Below are 18,720 nucleotides of genomic sequence, written 5' to 3'. Positions count from 1 at the left end.
CGCCTACGGGGTGCCGACCCACTCCTCGGTGCCGTCACCGAAGCGCTGGTGCTTCCAGATCGGGACCTCGGCCTTGAGGGTGTCGATGAGTGCCCGGGACGCGGCGAAGGCGTCGCCACGGTGGCTCGCCGTGGTCGCGACGACGACCGCGATGTCGCCGATGTCGAGGCTGCCGACCCGGTGCACCGCGGCCACCCCGTGCACGTCGTGCTCCGCCGCGACGCGCTGGCACACGTCTCGCAGGCGCTCGGTCGCCGTGGGGTGGGCGCTGTAGTCGAGGCCGACCACGCCCTTGCCTTGGTCGTGGTCGCGGACCCGACCCACGAAGAGGGTCAGCCCGCCCGAGGCGTCGTCGTCGAGCGCGGCGACGACCTCGGCGACGTCGAGCGGGGTGTCGCGCAGCTCGGCGAGGCGGATCGTGCTCACAGGCAGACACTAGCCGCGTACCGTGGTCGGCATGAACGACAAGCCGGGCGAGAACCCCGACGACGGCAACCAGAACCCCTTCAAGGGGACGCCGTTCGAGCAGCTCTTCGGCGCGATGGGCGGCGGAGGGGCGGGCCTGCCCGGCGGGATGCCGGGCGGGATGCCCGACCTGAACCAGCTCTTCGGCCAGCTGCAGTTCCTGATGCAGCCGCACGACGGCCCGGTGAACTGGGACTTCGCGATCGACCTGGCCCGCAAGACCGTGGCTCAGTCGCCCGACCCGAGCCCGACCCAGCGGCAGCGCGACGCCGTCGCCGACGCGTTCCAGCTCGCCGACCACTGGCTCGACGAGGCCACGGCGTTCCCCTCCGGCGTGACGGCGCCGGCCGCATGGAGCCGGGCCGAGTGGGTCGTCGGCACCACCGACGTGTGGAAGGTGCTGGTCGAGCCGATCGCCGAGTCGTCGGTGCAGGCGCTCGGCAGCGCCATGCCGGCCGAGGCGCGGGAGATGTCCGGACCGATCCTCGGCATCCTCGGCCAGGCGGTCGGCGGCATGCTCGCGGGCCAGATCGGCTCCGGGCTCGGGGCGCTCGCCTCCGACGTGCTGAGCGTCTCCGACATCGGGCTGCCACTCGCGGCGCCCGGCAAGGCCGCGATCGTCAGCGCCAACCTCGACGCCTTCGCGGCCGACCTCGACGTCGGCGCCGACGACGTGCTCCTCTACGTCGCGCTGCGCGAGGCCGCCCACCAGCGCCTCTTCGCCCACGTGCCGTGGCTGCGCGACCACCTCATCGGCGCGGTGGCCGACTACGCGCGTGGCATCGAGATCAACGCCGAGGGCATCCAGTCCCGCTTCGAGGAGCAGATGCGCGGCATCGACCCGACCAACCCGGAGTCGTTGCAGCAGCTGCTCGAGGGCGGCATGTTCGACCTGCCCAGCTCGCCCGCGCAGGAGGCCGCCCTGCAGCGGCTCGAGGTCACCCTCGCGCTCGTGGAGGGCTGGGTCGACGAGGTCGTCGGCCAGGCGACCGCGGAGCGGATGCCCACCGCGGGCAAGCTCCAGGAGGTCTTCCGGCGCCGGCGCGCCGCGGGCGGCCCGGCCGAGCAGACGTTCGCGACCCTGGTCGGCCTGGAGCTGCGGCCCCGCCGGCTGCGCGACGCCTCCACGCTGTGGGGCTCCCTGCGCACCCGCCAGGGCACCGAGGCCCGCGACGGCGTGTGGATGCACCCCGACCTGCTCCCGACCGCGGCCGACCTCGACGACCCGCTGGGGTTCCGCGAGGACGCCACCGCCCCGCCGCAGCTGAGCGACGAGGACTTCGACGCCGAGCTGCAGAAGCTGCTCGGTGGCCAGCCGGGCGAGCAGGAGGAGTGAGCGTCCACGCCGACGCGCTGGAGACGCTGCGCACCTGGGCCGGCTCCGATGCCCGGCAGGAGGAGCTGCGGGCCAGGTACGTCGCGCACCTCGAGGCCCATCCGGACGGCGTGGAGCGCTCCTGCTTCCCCGACCACCTGACCGCGGGCGCGCTGGTCCTCGACGCCGGCCTGGACCGGGTGCTGCTCAACCTGCACCGCAAGGCCCGGCGCTGGTTCGCGTTCGGGGGTCACGTCGAGCCCGCCGACCCGACCCTCGCCGCCGCAGCGCTGCGGGAGGCGACCGAGGAGTCGGGCATCGACGGTCTGCGCCTCGATCCCCGGCCGCTGCACCTCGACGAGCACACGGTCGACTTCTGCGATCCGCGCGGGACGGTCCGCCACCTCGACGTACGGTTCACGGCGCTGGCCCCGGCGGGCGCCGCGCACGCCACCAGCGAGGAGTCCCTCGACGTCCGCTGGTGGCCGGTCGACGCGCTCCCCGAGCTCGAGGACGAGATGCACGAGCTGATCCGGCGGGCGCGCGAGCGCTGGTCTCAATCGACCTCGTCGCCGGCGACCTCGCCGGGTGGCAGGTCCAGCCGGGCCGCCGCCGACCAGCCGATCAGGTAGCCCTTCGCCCGCTCCGCCTGCGGGTAGCGGTCGACCCAGGCCCAGAACCGGTCGTTGTGGCTGGCCTCGAAGAGGTGCGCCAGCTCGTGGATCAGCACGTAGTCGATGACCCACGACGGCATCCCCTGCAGCCGCGCGGACAGCCGGATCGTCCGGTCGCCCGGCGTGCACGATCCCCAGCGGGACTCCTGGTTGTCGACCCACCGGACCGACTCGGGCAGGGCCAGGCCGCCGAGGTAGCGGTCGCTGAGCGACCTCGCCCGCTTCATCAGGTCCTCGTCGCTGGGCTTGCGCCGCCGCTCGGACTTCTCGAGGCGGGCGAGCATGGTCTCGACCCACTCCGCCTCCTCCTTGCGCGAGAGCGAGGCGGGGATCAACACCACGACGCGGTCGCCGTCGCGGTACGCCGAGACGGTGCGGCGTCGCCGCTTCGAGCGGCGCACCTCCACCTCGGGTCGGCCCGTCATGTCCCGAACCTAGTACCTCGACCGGCGACCTTCGCCCGCTACGCGCCGCCCATCACGCACTCTCGCTGCGTTGCCGTCGCTCGGAAGACGGTTCGGTATGCCTTCGCTCCGGCGCCTTGCGAGAGCACGCGCTGGACGACGCTCGCAGGGCAAGGGTCACCAGTCGCGGTACTAGCCGTTGGCCCAGGCCAGGAGGCGCTCCCTCGGCCAGGTGTTGACGACCCGGTCGGGGTCGATGCCGGCCTCCTCGGCCCGCTCGCAGCCGTAGATCTGGAAGTCGAGCTGCCCCGGCGCGTGCGCGTCGCTGTCGATCGAGAAGAGGCAGCCGAGGTCGCGGGCGAGCTCGAGCAGCTTCGTCGGCGGGTCGCGGCGCTCGGGGCGCGAGTTGATCTCGACCGCGGTGCCGCTCGCCGCACAGGCCTCGAACACGGCCTTCGCGTCGAACTGCGAGCCGGGTCGGGTGCCCCGGTTGCCGGTGACCAGCCGACCGGTGCAGTGGCCGAGCACGTTGGTGCGCGGGTGCTCCACCGCGGCGATCATCCGCCGGGTCATCGCGGCGGCGTCCATCTTCAGCTTCGAGTGCACGCTGGCGACGCGGACGTCGAGCCGGGCGAGCAGGTCGTCCTCCTGGTCGAGCGACCCGTCGTCGAGGATGTCGACCTCGATGCCCTTGAGCAGGGTGAAGCCGTTGTCTCCCACAGATGACAGGTGGTCGTTGACCGCCTCGATGACGCCGAGCTGGCGGCGCAGCCGCTCCGGGCTGAGCCCGCGCGCCACGGTGAGCCGGGGCGAGTGGTCGGTGAGCACCAGGTAGTCGTGCCCGAGCTCGATCGCGGTGAAGGCCATCTCCTCGATCGGCGAGCCGCCGTCGGACCAGTCGGAGTGGGTGTGCAGGTCTCCGCGCAGCGCGGCCCGCAGGTCGAGTCCGCCGCTGGTCAGCGGGCCGCCGTGCTGCGCCTCGAGCGCGGCGAGCCGCTCCGGCACCTCGCCGCGCACCACCTGCTCGATCACCTTCGCCGAGCTCGCGCCGACGCCGGGGAGCTTGGTGAGCGTCCCCTCCTCGACCGCAGCGACCACCTGCGCGTGCGGCAGCGGCAGGATCGCCGCAGCGGCGCCGCGGAACGCCTTGACCTTGTAGGTGTCCTCGCGCCCACGCTCCAGCAGGAACGCGATCCGCCGCAGCGCGGCGACCGGACCACCGTCGTACGACACGCCGACACCTCCCGATCCCGATCCAGGGATTCTTTCCTCCACAACCGGTGGACAGCCATTGTGGCTGGTCAGCGCGCCGACTCCGGCGGTACGCCGCGCCCCGTCCACAGTCGCATCCCGCGTCCGAGGGGCTTCGTCCACCGCCCGTCGGCGCCGTCCACAGGTTTGTCCACAGCGTTGTCCACAGGCTGTGGCCCGGTTGCATTGACCCGCGGCGCGGGCGCCTCCTAGCGTCTCTCCAGACGAGGCCCCCGGGCCGCCGAACGACACTCGCAAGGGGAAGGCAAGTGTCGGGCTGGCGATGCGGGGGCCTCTTCTACGTCGACCCGCCCGAAAGTTTCGGGCGGGTCAGCGTCCGGTGAAGACCGGCGCGCGCTTCTCGCGGGCCGCCCGGATGCCCTCCTGGAGATCCGCGGTCGCGAGCGTGATCGGCTGGGCCATCGCCTCCCACTGCAGGCAGGCCTCGGCGTCGGCGTGCCCGCCGTCGCGCAGCGCGAGCGTGGTCAGCCTGGTGGCGATCGGCGCCGCGGCGGCGATCGCCGCGGCGGCGTCGAGGGCCTCCTCGACGAACGACGCCGGCTCGATCACCCGGGAGACCAGCCCGAGACGCAGCGCCTCGTCGGCGTCCACGACCCGCCCGGTCAGCAGCAGGTCCCGCGCGTGCGCCTCCCCCACGACGTTCGGGAGCAGGAAGGTCGCCGCCATGCCGGGATGCATGCCCAGCTTCACGAACGGCGCGCCGAGACGGGCGCCCGCCGCGGCGTACCGGAGGTCGCAGGCCAGCGCCAGGCACAGGCCCGCGCCGATGGCGGGGCCGTTGACCGCCGCGATCGTCGGCACCTCGAGCCGCCGGATCGACAGCCACGCGCGGTAGAACCCGATCATCCGGGTGCGCAGGTGGTCGACCGAGGCGTCGGGCTCGCTGGCGATCCACGACGTGTCACCGCCCGAGCAGAACGCCGTGCCCTCGCCGGTGACCACGACCGCGCGCACCGACCGGTCGGCGGCGATCTCGTCGATGGCGGCCACCCACGACGAGGTCATGTCGTCCGACATCGCGTTGCGCTGGTCGGGGTTGTCGAGGGTCAGCAGCACGACGCCGTCGCGGGCGCGCTCGAGGCGCAGATGGGTGAGTTCGGGCATGCGGACAACGTACTCAGCGGGCTCCGGGAGCGCCGTGACCGGACTCACCGCGCCGGACGCCACGAACACGGCACACGGTGTGCCTGCAGCACGCTCAGCCCCGCGTGTCGTAGGGTCGGACACGGCCCGGCGGCACCCCGCCGGGCTCCGACGGGTCTTCCCCCTCGCCCCGTCGCGACGACCGAAGAGATGAATTAGGCAAGGAGGCCGTCATGGCGGAGACCTGGAGCGGCGAGTTCTACTGCGTGAAGTGCAAGGAGAAGCGCGAGGCCGAGGGCGAGGTCAAGGTCAACGACAAGGGCACCAAGATGGCCAAGGCCGTCTGCCCGGTCTGCGGCACGAACCTCAACCGGATCCTCGGCAAGGCCTGACGCGCACTCGCGCGTCGCGCCCCACGAGTTCCACGACGGCGTCGCCCCGGGTCATCCCGGGGCGGCGCCGTCGTCGCGTCTCCCAGGCTGCGACGCGCCTCGACAACCCGTCTGTGGATGACGCGCCACGCCGGCCGGATCCCGGGTAGACCGCAGGACATGAACCTCCTGCGCGACGGCCTGCACGTCGTACGCCGCGACGACCGCCACCTCCAGGTCGGCCTCGATCCGCCGTGGCGGGTCGTCGCCCCCGACGACCCCGACGTGCAACGGGTGCTGGCCGACCTCGCCGCGGGTCGCTGGCCGGCGCCGGCCGCGAGCAGCGGCCATCGGCTGCTGCGCGACCTGCGCGCCGCCGGGATGCTCCGACCCGCGACGGGGGCGACCGGCCGGGTCGCCCTCGTCGGCGCGGCGGCACCGTGCGCCGAGGCCGCCCGGCTGATCGCCGCCGAGCGGGCCGCGGTCGTCGACGACCCCGGCGACGCCGATGTCGTCCTCGTGCTGGCCGCGGGCGAGCCGCCCCGCGACCTCGTCGACGACCACCTGCGTGAGGGTCGCACCCACCTCGTGGTCGGCGCCGGGGCGACCGGCCACCGGGTCGGCCCCTTCGTGGTGCCGGGCGCGACCGCGTGCCAGCGGTGCGTGGACGCCCACCTCGCCGAGCAGGACCCGCGCCGGGCGGTCGTCGTCGAGCAGCTCGGCGGCGTGCCCGCCACGCCCGGCGACGCCGCGCTCGCGGCGCTGGCCGTCGCCTGGGCGGTTCGCGACGTGCAGGCCTACGTCGCGGGCGAGCGCCCCACCACGTGGTCCGCCACCGTCGACCTCGGCCTCGAGCTGGCGCCGCGCCCGCGGCCGTGGCACCGGCACCCCTGGTGCGGCTGCGCCTGGGACGCGCTGGCGACCGGCTGACCGGGGCTCGACCACCATCGAGCAGTCCGCTGGCGCGTCCTGCTCACCACCACTCGCTGTCGAGCTTGCTCTCCATCGCACGCAGGTGGGTGCGCGAGCACTCGTCGCAGAAGGTGCGCCGGCGGCCGTTCTCGACCGCGGTGGTCCACGTCAGCGTCTTCGCGTCGTCGGTCTCGACGCGGCCGCAGAAGTCGCACGTCGACGTCATGGCTCCAACCTAACCTCGTGACATGGTCCGACTCCACGCCGTCATCGACCTCCCTGCCGATCGACACGCGAACGCCGCACGGTTCTGGGCCGCGGTGACCGGGTGGCCGATCGGCGCGGCCCGGCCGGGGCGTCCCGAGCTGCGCAGCCTCGAGCCACCCGAGGGCACGGCGTACCTCCATCTCCAGGAGATCGGCGGCTCGCCGCGCGTGCACCTCGACGTGGAGACCGACGACCCGGCCTCGTTCGTGACGGAGTCGATCGCCCTCGGGGCCCTGCCGGTCGCCGACCACGATCGCTGGCAGACCCTGCGGTCGCCCGGAGGTCTCCCCTTCTGCGTCGTCCCCGCCCAGCCACACCGTCCCGCGGCGGCGGGCCCTGCTCGCCGGCCGCTGGGTCGACTCGCCGGCCGACGAGTTCGCCGGCAAGTGGCACGATGACGCCGACTCGCCATTGCGGCTCCTCTTCCAGCTGCTCGACGAGCCCGACGGGGCGGTGCGCGCGCACCTCAACCACGGCACCGACGACGTCGCCGCGGAGGTCCGTCGCCTGGCCGGGCTCGGTGCCGCCGATCTCGGCGCCGGCCCCGGGGTCTGGCACGTCCTGCGCGACCCTGCGGGACAGGTCTTCTGCGTGGCCGGCAACTCCCCCGCGCAGCTCCGGCACCGCGATCTCGGCTGACCCGAAATCGCCGGGAGCCGGCCCCGACGTACGTCGTCGGAGCCGGCTCCCGGTCTCGGTCACCCGCGATCAGGGTGAGATCGGCTGGTCCTCAGGACCGTCACTACAGCGCGCGGGCGAGGGCCAGACGCGCCTGCTGTGCCGCCTGCTCGGCCCTGCGGCTGAGTCGACGGGCACGGGCCAGCCGGTAGCCCAGCTGGAGCTGATGCGCCTCTCCCAGGCGCTCGGACATTTGCGCGCGGGCCAGGTTTTCGTGGAGAAGATTCATGATGGTGAGTCCGTTCGGGTTGGTCTGCTGGTGAGTGTTCATCGGAGTCGATTCGACTTTCGTTTTCTGCGGTGGCTCGCTCAGAGCGACCGGGCGAGGGCGAGACGGGCCTGCTGAGCGAGCTGCTCGGCCTTGCGACCGGAGGTGAGCACGCGGACCACACGCTGGCCCTGCCGGCACTGCTGCGCCTCTCCCAGCCGAGCGGATACGTGCGCTCGGGCCAGGTCCTGATGGCTGAAGTTCATCTCGGTGTCCTCTGACGTCGTTGTCTGAAGGTGGATCGATGACGGATGGATGGATGGACGGGTACTGCTAGGCCGCGACCTCGTTCTTGCGGGGCCGGCCGCGGGGCCGCTTGCGCGGGATCACCGTGCCCTGCAGGAAGAGCTGGCCGCCCCAGACGCCCCAGGGCTCACGCCGCTCGAGCGCGCCGTCGAGGCACAGCGCCTGGACCGGGCAGTCCAAGCAGAGGGCCTTGGCGTACTCGACGTCGCTGGGCGACTCGGCGAACCAGAGCTCGGGGTTGTTCTCCCGGCAGGGAAGCAGCTCGTCGTCGACGCGGTGCGCCTCGTCGTGCAGCTGCCCCAGACTCGGCTCGGGAAGCCTCACCTCGGCAGTCCCATCGGTGCGGACGAGTTCACTGATGGTCATGTTTCACCTCCTTCGTTACCTGATCGCTGTGGGTGGTGCGTTCGGTCCGAGGGCTCTGTCCCCTGAGAAACAGAAAGGCCGCGGATCCCGGTTCGGGTTCCGCGGCCTGGAGGCTGCCGATGGCTGTTGGGTGTCAACAGGTCGGTGGTCTCCAGGCACTGGTCCCCGGGAAGTAGGACTGGGCAAGGCCCATGTCTCCCTTGGCGCCGCCCTTGGTGGCCGCGATGACCGCGCGCTCGCGCACGACGACGGTCGTGGTGCGGGCGTCGGTCGCCGGCACGGCGATGCCGAAGGCGTGGCCGGAAATGGGCGCGCAGAAGCGAGACGGGGTCCGAGCCGTCGTCCGGAGCTGAGTGCTGTTCACAAGGGCCACCTCCTTCGGTGAGTCGTGCGCCGGTCGTGCCAGGACCGTGGTGCGCGGCGGTTGGTGAGAGGAAACTATCGGGTCGACGGTGTAATGGGCAAACGATTTAGTGCCTATTTCCCGAAAAGTTTCTGCCATCGGTCTCTTGCGCCGCCGGATCGGCGGTCGAAGGCCGATCGACAAGGGCGCGGGAGCCCACGCGGAACCGGCTCAGCCGACCAGCTCGAGCACCTGGTCGCCGTACTTCTCGACCTTGGACCGACCGATGCCGTTGATGCGCAGCAGCGCGTCGGCGCTGCGCGGCTTGTGCTCGGCGATCAGCTGGAGCGTGGCGTCGGTGAACACCACGAACGCCGGCTTGCCCTCCTCGCCGGCGCGCTCCTTGCGCCAGGCGCGGAGCCGCTCGAAGAGCTCCTCGTCGTACGACGCCGGGCAGTCGGCGCAGCGGCCGACCTTCTTCTCGGCGCCCGTGGTGAGCGGGCGGCCGCACTCGCGGCAGCGCGCCACCCGGCGGTTGCGCGGCTGCCCGGCCTCCGCGCGCGCGGACTCCGGCAGCAGGGGGTCGAGGAAGCGCGACGGCTTGCGGGAGGCCCGGCCGCCGGGATTGCGGGCGAGCGACCACGACAGCGAGAGGTCGACGCGGGCCCGGGTCATGCCGACGTAGAGCAGCCGGCGCTCCTCCTCGACCGCCGCCGGGCTCTCGGCGTAGGTGATCGGGAGGGTGCCGTCCTGCAGGCCGCAGAGGAAGACCGAGTCCCACTCGAGGCCCTTGGCGGCGTGGAACGTCGCGAGCGTCACGCCGTCGGCGACGGGCGCGTGCTGCTCGGCCGCCCGGCGGTCGAGGTCGTCGACGAACCCGTTGAGCTCGCTGCCGGGAGTGGTCGCGAACTCCGTGGCCTGGTCGACCAGGGCCTGCCACGACTCCCACCGGTCGCGGGTCTGGCCGCGGCTGGTCGGGGCGTCGGGGGTCCAGCCCATGCCTGCGAGGATCCCGGTCACGGCCTCGACGAGCCCGTCGCCGTCGGCCTCGCCCGACCGTGCGGCCCCGCGCAGCCGGGTGACCGCCTCGCGCACCTCGGCACGGTCGAAGAAGCGGGCGGCGCCGCGCACGACGTACGGGATGCCGCGGGCCGCGAGCGCCTCCTCGAAGGCCTCGGACTGGGCGTTGATGCGGAAGAGCACCGCGACCTCGCCGAGAGAGCGTCCGGCGTCGCGGAGTCGGCCGACCTGGGCCGACACGGCGTCGGCCTCGGCGACCTCGTCGGCGCGCGGGGTGTAGGAGACGGCCGGTCCGGAGGGCCGCTGGGCGCGCAGCTCGACGCTGCGGCTCGAGGACGCCGCGAGCAGGGTGTTGGCGGCGTCGACGACCTCGGGGGTGGAGCGGTAGTTGCGGACCAGCTCGATCGAGGCGGCGTCGGGGTACTCGGAGCGGAAGTCGCGCAGGTAGCGCGCATCGGCGCCCGCGAACGAGTAGATGGTCTGCGCCGGATCGCCGACGACGCAGAGCTCGTCGCGACCGCCGAGCCACAGCCGCAGCAGCGCCCACTGCAGGGGCGACACGTCCTGGAACTCGTCGACGACGAACCACTTGTACTGCCGACGGACCTGGGCGGCGACCCGCTCGTCGCCGTCGAGGAGTCCGGCGGTCAGCAGCAGCACGTCCTCCATGTCCATGCGGCCCTGCGCGCGCTTGACCTCTTCGTACGACGCGAACACGCGCGCCACGGTGTCGTGGTCGTGCCCGGCGAGCGCCCGGCCGCGGGCGCGGGCCACGCGGGCGTAGTCGTCGGGCTGGACGTTGCTGACCTTCGCCCACTCGACCTCCGAGGCGAGGTCGCGCAGCAGGGCCTGGTCGGCGGTCAGGCGCTGCCGGCGCGCGGCCGAGGCGAGCATGCCGATCTTGGACTCGGTCAGCGTCGGCAGCTCGGTGCCCTGCACGCGCGGCCAGAAGTAGCGCAGCTGACGCAGGGCCGCGGAGTGGAACGTGCGCGCCTGGACACCCCCGGCCCCCAGGACGCGCAGCCGGCTGCGCATCTCACCCGCGGCGCGGGTCGTGAACGTGACGGCCAGCACCTCGGTCGGCGCGTAGACCCCGGTCGCGACCCCGTGGGCGATCCGGTGGGTGATCGCCCGGGTCTTGCCGGTGCCCGCGCCCGCCAGCACCCGCACCGGTCCGCGGAGCGCCTCGGCGACCTGGCGCTGCTCGGGGTCGAGGGCGGAGAGCAGGTCGGGCATCTGCGGGAACAACTCCTCGGCGGCGATGGTTGGATCGAGCGAGAACCACACCCTAGACGTCGGAGGGGACAGCCCCAGATGAGCAGCTCGTTCACCATGTACACCACCCCCTGGTGCGGCTACTGCCACCGGCTGAAGAGCCAGCTCGACCGTGAGGGCATCGCCTACGACGTGGTCGACATCGAGCAGGACCCGTCGGCGGCGCAGATCGTCGAGTCCGCCAACGACGGCAACCAGACCGTTCCCACGCTGGTGTACCCCGACGGCACCGCTCAGACGAACCCCTCGCTGATGCAGGTGAAGGAGAAGATCGCGGCGCTGGCGGGCTGAGGTCCTCGCCGTTCGCTTCGGCTGACAAGCCGGGCCTCACCAGCTGCCGGGGAGCTCCCCGCCGTACCAGTGCTCCACGAGCGAGCGGCTGATCGAGACGCCTCGCCGCGGGAGCAGGATGGTGCCGGCCTCGGCGAGCTCCTTCATCTCGGCGCGGGTGAACCAGCGCGCGTCCTCGAGCTCGTGGTGGTCGACTTCGATCTCGGTGCTGACGGCGCGGCCGACGAAGCCCAGCATCAGGCTGGCCGGGAGCGGCCACGGCTGGTTGCCGAAGTACTCGACCTCGCCGACCCGGACGCCGGTCTCCTCGGCGACCTCGCGGCGTACGGCGTCCTCGAGCGACTCGCCCGGCTCGCAGAAGCCGGCCAGCGTCGAGTAGCGACCCTCCGGCCACGTCGCCCCGCGGCCGAGGAGGCAGCGCTCGTCCTCCGAGCCCGGCTCGCCCGAGGTGACGACCATGATCACGGCCGGGTCGGTGCGCGGGAACTGCACGTGCTCGTTGACGCAGGCCAGCTCGTGCCCGGCCGACCGGGGGCTGAGGGGCTCGCCGCAGCGCGGGCAGTAGCGCGTCACCCACAGCCACTCGGCCAGGCCGAGCGCGTGGAAGACCAGCGGCGCACTCGCCAGCGCGTCGTCCGCCAGGAACGGCAGCGCTCCGCGAAGGGGCGTCCACGACCCCTGCTCCGCCCGCGACACCTCGGCGTCCACGATGACCGCGAACCAGGTGTGCCCGTCGTGCTCGCCGAGCAGCACCCGCAGGCCGTCCGGGGCGTCGGCCGGCGACACCCACTCGATCGCTCCGTCGACCGGCTTGATCCGGGTCCCCGAGACGACCAGCACCCGGGCCTCCGGGTCGGCCCAGTGCTCGGCCAGCCACGCGTCGTCGGCCCGGTGGACCCCGGACCGGTCGTGGGGGTGTGCGATGAGCCGCTCGTGCTGGAAGGTCACGCCGGCGACGCTAGTCTCCACCACCGTGAGCACCCACATCGGCGCCCAGGCCGGCGACATCGCGCCCCTCGTCCTCATGCCCGGGGATCCCCTGCGGGCGAAGTGGATCGCGCAGACGTTCCTCGAGGACGCCCGGTGCTACACCGAGGTGCGTGGGATGTACGGCTACACCGGCACCTGGCGCGGCCACCGCGTCTCGGTGCAGGGCTCCGGCATGGGCCAGCCGTCGCTGGCGATCTACGCCAACGAGCTCTTCACCGAGTACGACGTGCAGTCGGTCATCCGGGTGGGGTCCTGCGGCGCGATGACCGAGAGGCTCGCCGTCCGCGACATCGTCATCGGCTCCGGCGCGTGCACCGACTCGTCGATGAACCGGATCCGCTTCGACGGCCTCGACTACGCACCCGTCGCCGACTTCGGCCTGCTCCGCGCCGCCCACGACGCCGCCACCGCGGCCGCCCTCGACGAGGCCGTGCACGTCGGGCTCCTCTACAGCAGCGACTCCTTCTACCCGGCGCGACCCGAGCACGCCGCCCGGATGGTCGAGTACGGCGTGCTGGCGGTCGAGATGGAGGCCAGCGCCCTCTACACGCTCGCCGCGAAGTTCGACCGCCGCGCGCTCGCCATCTGCACGGTCAGCGACCACCTCGTCACCGGCGAGGAGACGACGTCGCAGGAGCGCGAGCGGACCTTCGGCGCGATGGTCGAGATCGCGCTGAGCGCGGGGGCCGGCACGGTCAGGTGAACGACGGCATCACCCGGTCGTGGACCAGCTGCAGCTGGGAGTTGATGTCGGGCACGCCCTCGAGCTCGCGGCCCATCAGCGCCTTGACCAGGGCCGCGTCGGTGATCGCGAGGATCATGTGGTTGACGCCAGACGGCTCGATCTGGTCCTTGATCCGGGCGGTGACCTCCTCCGGCGTACCCGCGATCGAGAGGCGCTCGGCGAGGTCGGGGGTGGTCAGCTCGATGCCCTTCGCCATGTCGCCGGCGCCGATGGCCGCGATGACGGGTGCGACCTCCTCGGGCTCCACGCCGTTGCGGCGCAGCTGCTCCGCCGGCATCGACGAGGCGTAGAGGCCGACCATGCTGCGGGCCGCGTCCTTGGCGATCGCGGAGTCCTCGGCGACCGAGAACACCACCCACGACCCCATGTCGAGGTCCTGGACGTCCTTGCCGGCCCGCTGCGCGCCGATGGCGCAGTGCTCCATCATGTAGTCGTAGGCCTCGCGGGTGTAGCTGAGCGCGTGGTGGCAGCCGTCGGAGAACTCGGCCGCGGCCTCGAACGACTTCGGGCCGCGCATCGCGCCCATCTTGACCGGCAGGTGATCCTGCACCGGCCGCGCGAACGTGAACAGCCCGTCGTACTTGAAGAACTCGCCGTCGAAGGTGATCACGCCGTCGTCGAGCAGCGTGCGGATCACCTGCACCGACTCCTTGACCCGGGAGAGCGGCTTCGTCGTCGCCCAGTCGATCTTGTACTGCGCGAGCAGCCCGAAGTTGCCGCTGGAGACCGCCACCTCCGCGCGGCCGCCGGTCAGCTCGTCGAGGGTCGCCGCCGCCTGCGCGATCAGCGTCGGCTCGCGCAGGCACACGCCCGAGATGCTCGGGCCGAGACGGATGCGGCTCGTCGAGGCGGCCGCCGCCGCGAACAGCAGCCACAGGTCCTTGTGCCACGTCTCGTCGGCGGCGTACACCGCGTGGAATCCGAGCTCGTCGGCCTTCTTGATCGATGCCAGGGACTCACTCAACGGGTAGTCCGGGAGCATCGCGTAGCTGAATCTCATGGGTTCGACCCTTCTCGATGGAGTGGTTCGGTCGCCGACTGCCGGCCACCGTCCGAGATCGCGTCTCCCGAGATGGCATCGCTGCGCTCGTAGGGCCGGACGACGACCATGTAGACGAGACCGATGCCCGCACCCACGGCTGCGGAGAGCGCGACGAGCCAGTTGTCGTACCACGGCAGGTCGGGCGTGCGCGGCCACGCCATGTTGACCATCGCGAGCACGCCGTAGGTCACCGCCGCGACGTTGACGAGCAGCCCCCAGCGGCCGAGCGTGAAGTTCCCGCGCGGCACCCAGCCCCTCAGCCGCGCCCGCAGCGCGGCGATCGTGACCATGTGGAAGCCGAGGTAGATGCCCAGCGTGGCGAAGGAGATGATCGACGTCAGCGCCTTCGTCGAGGCCACGGAGCCGAGCACGATCACCGCCGGCACCAGCGCGGCCACCAGCATCGCGTACGGCGGCACGTGGCGTTGCGGCAGGAACGTCCGGAAGAGCCGCGACCCGAAGATCATGTCGTCGCGGGCATAGGAGTACATCAACCGGCTCGCCGCCGCCATCAGGCTGAGCGCGCAGGAGAGGAACGAGATCATCACGACCGCGAGGACGACCTTCGTGCCGCCCTCGCCGAACGCGTCGTGCAGCACCGTGGTGACCGGGTCGGCGTCGGTGCCGTCGATGACCGCGGCGTAGTCCTGGACCGCGAGCAGGAGTGACAGGCACACGAAGATCGCCGCGGCGCCGCCGACGTAGATCGTCATCCGCATCGCCTTCGGGATCTGGCGCGTCGGGTCCGGCACCTCCTCGGCGACGTCGCCGCACGCCTCGAAGCCGTAGTACTGGTAGATGCCGATGAGGGCGGCGGCGAGGAACGCCGAGAGGTAGCCGCCGCTGTGGCCGACCACGCCCTCGGTGTCGAAGATGACCGACAGGTTCTGGTGCCGCTCGGTCAGCAGCAGCCACGCCCCGACCGCGAGTGCGCCGAGCAGCTCCGCGCTGAAGCCGATGATCGCCGCCATCGCCAGCCAGCGGGTGCCCATGAGGTTGATGACCAGCGCCACCGCGAGCAGGATCAGCGCGCACGTGATCGTCGAGCGGGTGCCGGCGGTGAAGCCGAGCAGCTGGGCCAGGAACGGCCCGGACCCGTAGACCACGCCCGCGATCGTGGTGAGCAGGGCGACCAGGTAGATCCATCCGGTCATCCACGCCCACTTGCGACCCCAGAGCCGTCGGGCCCACGGGTAGACCCCGCCGGCCACGGGGTACTGGGAGACGATCTCGCCGAAGACCAGCGCGACGAGCAGCTGGCCCACGCCGACGATGACCAGCCACCAGATCATCGCCGGCCCACCGGTGATCAGGCCGACCGCGAAGAGCGTGTAGATGCCGACCACCGGCGACAGGTAGGTGAAGCCCAGCGCGAAGTTGGCCCAGGGGCTCATCTCCCGCTTGAACTCGGAGGTGTAGCCCAGTGATGCCAGCGTGGCGGCGTCCGCGTCGTGCTCGTGGTGGTGGTGCGACCCGGGGTCGTCGCGGAGCGAGTGGCTCATCCCCGTCCCTCCTGCTCGACCTCGGCCAGCAGCTCGGAGCCGACGACGACCCTGTGGGCGAAGTGGCGGTGCATCCAGTCGAGGTGGTCGTGCCGGCTGTTCATGATGCGGAGGCTGTCCCAGTTGGGGAACTGCTGCTGGAGCACCCACCGCTCCATCAGGCGCGGGTCGACCTCGAAGACGTGCTCGAAGGTCGTCACCGCGACGTCCGAGACCCGGACCGGGTCGGGTGGGTCGTGCTGCTCGGCGTAGCGGTAGCCGATCGATCTGCCGTCGGACCCAGCGTTCATGGCCGGTCTCCTGTCTCGAAGGCCCGGTCGAGGAGGTACTTGCCGGGGTTCATGATGTTGTGGGGGTCGAGGGTGCGCTTGAGGTCGAGCATCACGTCGAATCCGCGGCCGAGCTCGTCGGGGACGAGGTCGACCTCACCGGCCCGACACGAGCCGTGGCACGCGCTGATGGAGCCGCGGTGGGCGAGGGCGACCGCGGCGATGTCGCGCTTGGCCCGGACCCACAGGTCCCACGCCCGGTCGTCGAGCTGCTGCTCCCAGATGCCGACGTCGATCTCGGTGAGGTAGTCGACGCCGGTGTCGGCCGAGGTGTAGGCGAACATGCCCCAGTCGTCGAACACGTCGGTCTTGCGACGCAGGTCGGCGACGATCTCGTGCCACGCCTTCGAGACGGCCGGGAGGTGGGTGTAGTTGATCGCCGCGTCCTCGCAGTGCCAGCTCATCGGCACCACCTGGCCGTCCTTGGTGCGGCCGTGCAGCGGGGTGGCGTAGCGGTCGTGGCGCGCGGCCCAGTCGCCCTCGGAGATCTCGTCGCCCAGGTAGCGGGCGCCGTGCTCCTTCGCGATCCGGAAGAGCCTCCGGCCGGCCGGCCGTACCTCGTCCTCGTAGCCGTACATCACGGCGCAGACCAGGGCGCGCACGTCGCCGGGCTGGGGGATGTAGGCCTCGTCGTCGCGACGGAGGTAGGCCACCTTCCACTCGTCGAAGAGCACGGCACCGGCGAACGTGGCGACGCCCGCCCGGGCAAGCGCGCCGACGCACCGGTAGGCGTCGTCGTAGTCGTCGAAGGCCCAGAACGGCGAGAGCTCCGCCTCCGGCTTGGGGTAGAGCTTGAGCGTGGCCTCGGTGGCGACGCCCAGCGTGCCCTGGTGGCCCATGAACAGGTGCTTGAGCTGGTAGCCGCTCGAGGACTTGCTGATCTTGTGGCCGATGCCGTCACCGACGTGCAGCACCTCCCCGGTCGGCAGCACGTGGTCGAAGCTCAGCACCAGGTCGCGGGTGTGGCCGTAGCGCGAGCCGATCAGCGACCACCCGCTGGTGCCGATGCGGCCGCCGACCAGGGAGCAGGGGTACGACGCGGGGTCGTCGGGATAGAACAGTCCGTGCGGCGCGAGCTCCTCGTTGAGCTTGAGCATGTTGATGCCGGTGCCGACCGTGACAGTGCGGTTGTCGAGATCGAGCTCCTTGACCTGGTTCATCCGCTTGACGTCGAGCACGATCCCCCCGCGCAATGGCACCGCGCCGTCGGTGAGTCCGGTGCCGCCGTCCCGCGGCACGACCGGGATCCGCAGCTCGTTGGCGATGCGCAGCACGCCGGAGACCTGCGCGGTGCTGGTGGGCAGCACCGCCAGGTCGGGGAGCCGCTCGGCCCACCGGTGCACCGGGAACGGCGCGGGGACACGGGCCCGGTTGAAGCGGTCGGCCTTCGAGGTCAGGATCTGGTCGTCGGCGAGCACGGAGCGCAGCGCGGCCACGACCTCGTCGACGCGCTCGGCCTGGAGGGTCACGCCGCACCCTCCCCCGTCGACGGGCCCCGCGTGGTGCCCCCGACCTCGACGCCGAGGCTCTGCGCCAGCAGCTCGTGGATGTCGACCACGTCGATGTCCTGTCCCGCTCCAGCCTCGGAGAGCGGCCGCTCCGACCAGGGGCACGCGCTGACCAGGGTGTCGACCTCGAGCGCGGCCGCCTTCTCCAACCGACGCTCGGAGATCGCGGCGGTGAGCTCGGGCTTCTCGACGGGCAGCCCGCCCCCTCCCCCGGAGCAGTAGGACCACTGGGTGACCCGGTCGACGTCGTTGAAGGTCAGGCCCGGGATCGCGCGGAGGATCTCGCGCGGCTCCTTCCAGATGCCCTTGCGCTTGTTGAGCCGACAGGGGTCGTGGTAGGTGATCGTGCGCTCCACGGGGACCGACGGGGTGAGCCGGCCCTCCCGGATCAGCTGGGCGAAGAGCTCGACGACCAGCACGACCTCGATGTCGGCGTACTCGTCGCCGAAGTAGCGCGGGTAGTCCTCGGTGAACGAGATGTAGTCGTGCGGGTCGAGCACCAGCACGCGCTTCGTGCCGGTCGAGCGCCAGTTGTCGAGGTTGTGTCGTGCGAACCGCTTGGCCTGGTCGACGTAGCCCATCTCGGCCGCGGGCCCGCCGCAGCACCACTGCTCGCCCATCAGCCCGAAGTCGTAGTCCGCCAGCCGGAGGATCTGCGCGACCGCGCGGGGCACCGACGTGCGGTAGAACGCGGCCTCGCAGTCGACGAAGAGCACGGTCTCGCCGCCGAGCGGCAGGTCGAGACCCTCGCTCCAGTCACGCACGTGCTCCTGGCTGACCGGGGTGTCGCCGAGCACCGGCTCGTGGGTGCGCTCGTCGGTGCGGGCGTTCCAGGTGCGCCAGCCCTCCTGGTGGACGCCCTGGTCGACGGCGAGGGCGCGCACGGCCTTGACCACGTCGACGGTGCGGGTGCGGAAGCGGTAGAAGTCGCCGGTGAAGAGCGTGTTGGGGCAGCGCAGCTCGCAGGCTCCGCACTGGGTGCAGTTCACGTAGTCCGCGGCGACGTCCTCGACCGAGAGGTCGCCCTTCTCCATCGCGACCACGTTGGCGTGGAAGGCGGTCGGCGTCCACGACTCGTTGCGGGTCACCTGCATGACCGGACAGACCTCGCGGCAGAACTTGTGGCCCGACGAGAAGCAGTTGTACGCCGCGTTGCGCCACTCCGTGGCGAACTCCTGCTCGGGGCTCGGCCCCGGGTCCCCGACCGGCGCCCCGTCGACCACGGGCAGCGGCCGGCCGACGATCCCGTCGACGTACTCCCCGAGCTCCGCGGGGTTGTCACGCATCCCCGGCGTGAACGGCGACGACAGTGCGTCGGCGCCGCCTCCCTCTCCCCTGTCCGTCTGCGTCATCG

24 protein-coding genes are annotated in these 18,720 nt (G+C 72.0%); 9 read left to right on the top strand and 15 right to left on the bottom strand.

Annotated elements, in window-relative coordinates; translation table 11 throughout:
• Nucleotides 1–3: 3 nt before the first annotated feature.
• Nucleotides 4–426: a molybdenum cofactor biosynthesis protein MoaE gene (locus PZ894_RS01395; protein WP_275741709.1), complete on the bottom strand. Its 423-nt coding sequence runs from the start codon at nt 424–426 to the stop codon at nt 4–6.
• Nucleotides 427–457: 31 nt separating this feature from the next.
• On the opposite strand from PZ894_RS01395, the gene PZ894_RS01390 reads away from it, so the two are divergent.
• Entirely contained in the window at nt 458–1,801 is a 1,344-nt protein-coding gene (locus tag PZ894_RS01390; protein WP_275741707.1) for a zinc-dependent metalloprotease, read from the top strand.
• Entirely contained in the window at nt 1,798–2,412 is a 615-nt protein-coding gene (locus PZ894_RS01385) for an NUDIX domain-containing protein (RefSeq protein ID WP_275741705.1), read from the top strand. The genes PZ894_RS01390 and PZ894_RS01385 overlap by 4 nt, the downstream gene beginning before the upstream one ends.
• Here PZ894_RS01385 and PZ894_RS01380 read toward each other — a convergent pair.
• From PZ894_RS01380 to PZ894_RS01370, 3 genes are all read right to left on the bottom strand, one after another.
• Entirely contained in the window at nt 2,337–2,879 is a 543-nt protein-coding gene (locus PZ894_RS01380) for a M48 family metallopeptidase (RefSeq protein WP_275741703.1), read from the bottom strand. The genes PZ894_RS01385 and PZ894_RS01380 overlap by 76 nt on opposite strands.
• 171 nt (nt 2,880–3,050) lie before the next feature.
• Entirely contained in the window at nt 3,051–4,091 is a 1,041-nt protein-coding gene (locus tag PZ894_RS01375; RefSeq protein WP_275741701.1) for a PHP domain-containing protein, read from the bottom strand.
• Between the two features lie 348 nt (nt 4,092–4,439).
• Nucleotides 4,440–5,234: an enoyl-CoA hydratase/isomerase family protein gene (locus PZ894_RS01370; protein ID WP_275741699.1), complete on the bottom strand. Its 795-nt coding sequence runs from the start codon at nt 5,232–5,234 to the stop codon at nt 4,440–4,442.
• A gap of 212 nt (nt 5,235–5,446) precedes the next feature.
• On the opposite strand from PZ894_RS01370, the gene PZ894_RS01365 reads away from it, so the two are divergent.
• Together PZ894_RS01365 and PZ894_RS01360 are read left to right on the top strand one after the other, a co-directional pair.
• Nucleotides 5,447–5,605, top strand: coding sequence for a DUF5679 domain-containing protein (locus PZ894_RS01365; protein ID WP_165821076.1), 159 nt, complete (start codon nt 5,447–5,449; stop codon nt 5,603–5,605).
• Nucleotides 5,606–5,764: 159 nt separating this feature from the next.
• A complete protein-coding gene (locus PZ894_RS01360) occupies nt 5,765–6,514 on the top strand; it encodes a hypothetical protein (RefSeq protein ID WP_275741695.1) in 750 nt (249 codons plus the stop codon).
• 43 nt (nt 6,515–6,557) lie between these two features.
• Here the strand turns inward: PZ894_RS01360 and PZ894_RS01355 are convergent, their stop codons facing one another.
• Nucleotides 6,558–6,722, bottom strand: a complete 165-nt coding sequence (locus tag PZ894_RS01355; protein ID WP_275741693.1) for a hypothetical protein — start codon at nt 6,720–6,722, stop codon at nt 6,558–6,560.
• A gap of 22 nt (nt 6,723–6,744) precedes the next feature.
• Between PZ894_RS01355 and PZ894_RS01350 the strand changes: the two genes are divergently transcribed.
• Nucleotides 6,745–7,161: a VOC family protein gene (locus PZ894_RS01350; protein ID WP_275741691.1), complete on the top strand. Its 417-nt coding sequence runs from the start codon at nt 6,745–6,747 to the stop codon at nt 7,159–7,161.
• A complete protein-coding gene (locus PZ894_RS01345; protein ID WP_345799128.1) occupies nt 7,100–7,402 on the top strand; it encodes a VOC family protein in 303 nt (100 codons plus the stop codon). The genes PZ894_RS01350 and PZ894_RS01345 overlap by 62 nt, the downstream gene beginning before the upstream one ends.
• Nucleotides 7,403–7,505: 103 nt before the next feature.
• On the opposite strand, the gene PZ894_RS01340 is transcribed toward PZ894_RS01345, so the two are convergent.
• On the bottom strand, nt 7,506–7,712 hold the full coding sequence (locus PZ894_RS01340; protein WP_275741688.1) for a hypothetical protein: 207 nt from the start codon (nt 7,710–7,712) through the stop codon (nt 7,506–7,508).
• Nucleotides 7,713–7,741: 29 nt separating this feature from the next.
• Here PZ894_RS01340 and PZ894_RS01335 point away from each other — a divergent pair, with 29 nt between their 5' ends.
• Nucleotides 7,742–7,930, top strand: coding sequence for a hypothetical protein (locus PZ894_RS01335; protein WP_275741686.1), 189 nt, complete (start codon nt 7,742–7,744; stop codon nt 7,928–7,930).
• 52 nt (nt 7,931–7,982) lie between these two features.
• Here PZ894_RS01335 and PZ894_RS01330 read toward each other — a convergent pair whose 3' ends face one another.
• The 3 genes from PZ894_RS01330 to PZ894_RS01320 all read right to left on the bottom strand — a co-directional run bounded on the left by PZ894_RS01330 (nt 7,983) and on the right by PZ894_RS01320 (nt 10,920).
• Nucleotides 7,983–8,321, bottom strand: a complete 339-nt coding sequence (locus PZ894_RS01330; RefSeq protein ID WP_275741684.1) for a WhiB family transcriptional regulator — start codon at nt 8,319–8,321, stop codon at nt 7,983–7,985.
• Between the two features lie 133 nt (nt 8,322–8,454).
• Complete coding sequence (locus PZ894_RS01325; protein ID WP_275741682.1) at nt 8,455–8,685, bottom strand: hypothetical protein; 231 nt, start codon at nt 8,683–8,685, stop codon at nt 8,455–8,457.
• 210 nt (nt 8,686–8,895) lie between these two features.
• Nucleotides 8,896–10,920 carry an ATP-dependent DNA helicase UvrD2 gene (locus PZ894_RS01320; RefSeq protein ID WP_275741851.1) on the bottom strand — a complete coding sequence of 675 codons (2,025 nt, stop codon included), beginning with the start codon at nt 10,918–10,920 and terminating at the stop codon, nt 8,896–8,898.
• Between the two features lie 78 nt (nt 10,921–10,998).
• Between PZ894_RS01320 and PZ894_RS01315 the strand changes: the two genes are divergently transcribed.
• A complete protein-coding gene (locus PZ894_RS01315; RefSeq protein WP_275741680.1) occupies nt 10,999–11,250 on the top strand; it encodes a mycoredoxin in 252 nt (83 codons plus the stop codon).
• Between the two features lie 36 nt (nt 11,251–11,286).
• Here PZ894_RS01315 and nudC read toward each other — a convergent pair whose 3' ends face one another.
• The gene (nudC, locus tag PZ894_RS01310; RefSeq protein ID WP_275741678.1) at nt 11,287–12,198 is read right to left on the bottom strand and encodes an NAD(+) diphosphatase; all 912 of its coding nucleotides are present in this window, start codon (nt 12,196–12,198) and stop codon (nt 11,287–11,289) included.
• A 25-nt stretch (nt 12,199–12,223) separates the two neighbouring features.
• On the opposite strand from nudC, the gene deoD reads away from it, so the two are divergent.
• Entirely contained in the window at nt 12,224–12,943 is a 720-nt protein-coding gene (gene deoD / locus PZ894_RS01305; protein WP_275741677.1) for a purine-nucleoside phosphorylase, read from the top strand.
• Here deoD and PZ894_RS01300 read toward each other — a convergent pair.
• Genes PZ894_RS01300 through PZ894_RS01280 form a run of 5 tightly spaced genes read right to left on the bottom strand, consistent with a single transcriptional unit; the run spans nt 12,936 to nt 18,718 of the window.
• Complete coding sequence (locus PZ894_RS01300) at nt 12,936–13,985, bottom strand: LLM class flavin-dependent oxidoreductase (protein WP_275741675.1); 1,050 nt, start codon at nt 13,983–13,985, stop codon at nt 12,936–12,938. The genes deoD and PZ894_RS01300 overlap by 8 nt on opposite strands.
• Nucleotides 13,982–15,529 (bottom strand): amino acid permease, encoded by a 1,548-nt coding sequence (locus PZ894_RS01295; protein ID WP_275741673.1) that lies wholly within the window; start codon nt 15,527–15,529, stop codon nt 13,982–13,984. The genes PZ894_RS01300 and PZ894_RS01295 overlap by 4 nt, the downstream gene beginning before the upstream one ends.
• Nucleotides 15,526–15,819: a hypothetical protein gene (locus PZ894_RS01290; protein WP_275741671.1), complete on the bottom strand. Its 294-nt coding sequence runs from the start codon at nt 15,817–15,819 to the stop codon at nt 15,526–15,528. The genes PZ894_RS01295 and PZ894_RS01290 overlap by 4 nt, the downstream gene beginning before the upstream one ends.
• Entirely contained in the window at nt 15,816–17,327 is a 1,512-nt protein-coding gene (locus PZ894_RS01285) for an FAD-binding oxidoreductase (protein WP_275741669.1), read from the bottom strand. The genes PZ894_RS01290 and PZ894_RS01285 overlap by 4 nt, the downstream gene beginning before the upstream one ends.
• Nucleotides 17,324–18,718 carry a (Fe-S)-binding protein gene (locus tag PZ894_RS01280; RefSeq protein WP_275741667.1) on the bottom strand — a complete coding sequence of 465 codons (1,395 nt, stop codon included), beginning with the start codon at nt 18,716–18,718 and terminating at the stop codon, nt 17,324–17,326. The genes PZ894_RS01285 and PZ894_RS01280 overlap by 4 nt, the downstream gene beginning before the upstream one ends.
• Between the last annotated feature and the right edge of the window lie 2 nt (nt 18,719–18,720).

The organism is Nocardioides sp. YIM 152315, assembly GCF_029210375.1.
Classification (GTDB): Bacteria; Actinomycetota; Actinomycetes; order Propionibacteriales; family Nocardioidaceae; genus Nocardioides.
The sequence above is the reverse complement of the archived record's forward strand: the minus strand, read 5'-3'. Positions and strand labels throughout refer to the sequence as shown.

What these genes read in the sequence shown, in the direction of transcription:
- PZ894_RS01355 (WP_275741693.1), bottom strand. Translation starts at nt 6,722, where the DNA reads ATGACGTCGACGTGCGACTTCTGCGGCCGCGTCGAGACCGACGACGCG.
- PZ894_RS01370 (WP_275741699.1), bottom strand. Translation starts at nt 5,234, where the DNA reads ATGCCCGAACTCACCCATCTGCGCCTCGAGCGCGCCCGCGACGGCGTC.
- PZ894_RS01320 (WP_275741851.1), bottom strand. Translation starts at nt 10,920, where the DNA reads ATGCCCGACCTGCTCTCCGCCCTCGACCCCGAGCAGCGCCAGGTCGCC.
- PZ894_RS01350 (WP_275741691.1), top strand. Translation starts at nt 6,745, where the DNA reads ATGGTCCGACTCCACGCCGTCATCGACCTCCCTGCCGATCGACACGCG.
- PZ894_RS01390 (WP_275741707.1), top strand. Translation starts at nt 458, where the DNA reads ATGAACGACAAGCCGGGCGAGAACCCCGACGACGGCAACCAGAACCCC.
- PZ894_RS01365 (WP_165821076.1), top strand. Translation starts at nt 5,447, where the DNA reads ATGGCGGAGACCTGGAGCGGCGAGTTCTACTGCGTGAAGTGCAAGGAG.
- PZ894_RS01295 (WP_275741673.1), bottom strand. Translation starts at nt 15,529, where the DNA reads ATGAGCCACTCGCTCCGCGACGACCCCGGGTCGCACCACCACCACGAG.
- PZ894_RS01315 (WP_275741680.1), top strand. Translation starts at nt 10,999, where the DNA reads ATGAGCAGCTCGTTCACCATGTACACCACCCCCTGGTGCGGCTACTGC.
- PZ894_RS01360 (WP_275741695.1), top strand. Translation starts at nt 5,765, where the DNA reads ATGAACCTCCTGCGCGACGGCCTGCACGTCGTACGCCGCGACGACCGC.
- PZ894_RS01300 (WP_275741675.1), bottom strand. Translation starts at nt 13,985, where the DNA reads ATGAGATTCAGCTACGCGATGCTCCCGGACTACCCGTTGAGTGAGTCC.
- PZ894_RS01340 (WP_275741688.1), bottom strand. Translation starts at nt 7,712, where the DNA reads ATGAACACTCACCAGCAGACCAACCCGAACGGACTCACCATCATGAAT.
- PZ894_RS01330 (WP_275741684.1), bottom strand. Translation starts at nt 8,321, where the DNA reads ATGACCATCAGTGAACTCGTCCGCACCGATGGGACTGCCGAGGTGAGG.
- PZ894_RS01380 (WP_275741703.1), bottom strand. Translation starts at nt 2,879, where the DNA reads ATGACGGGCCGACCCGAGGTGGAGGTGCGCCGCTCGAAGCGGCGACGC.
- PZ894_RS01290 (WP_275741671.1), bottom strand. Translation starts at nt 15,819, where the DNA reads ATGAACGCTGGGTCCGACGGCAGATCGATCGGCTACCGCTACGCCGAG.
- PZ894_RS01280 (WP_275741667.1), bottom strand. Translation starts at nt 18,718, where the DNA reads ATGACGCAGACGGACAGGGGAGAGGGAGGCGGCGCCGACGCACTGTCG.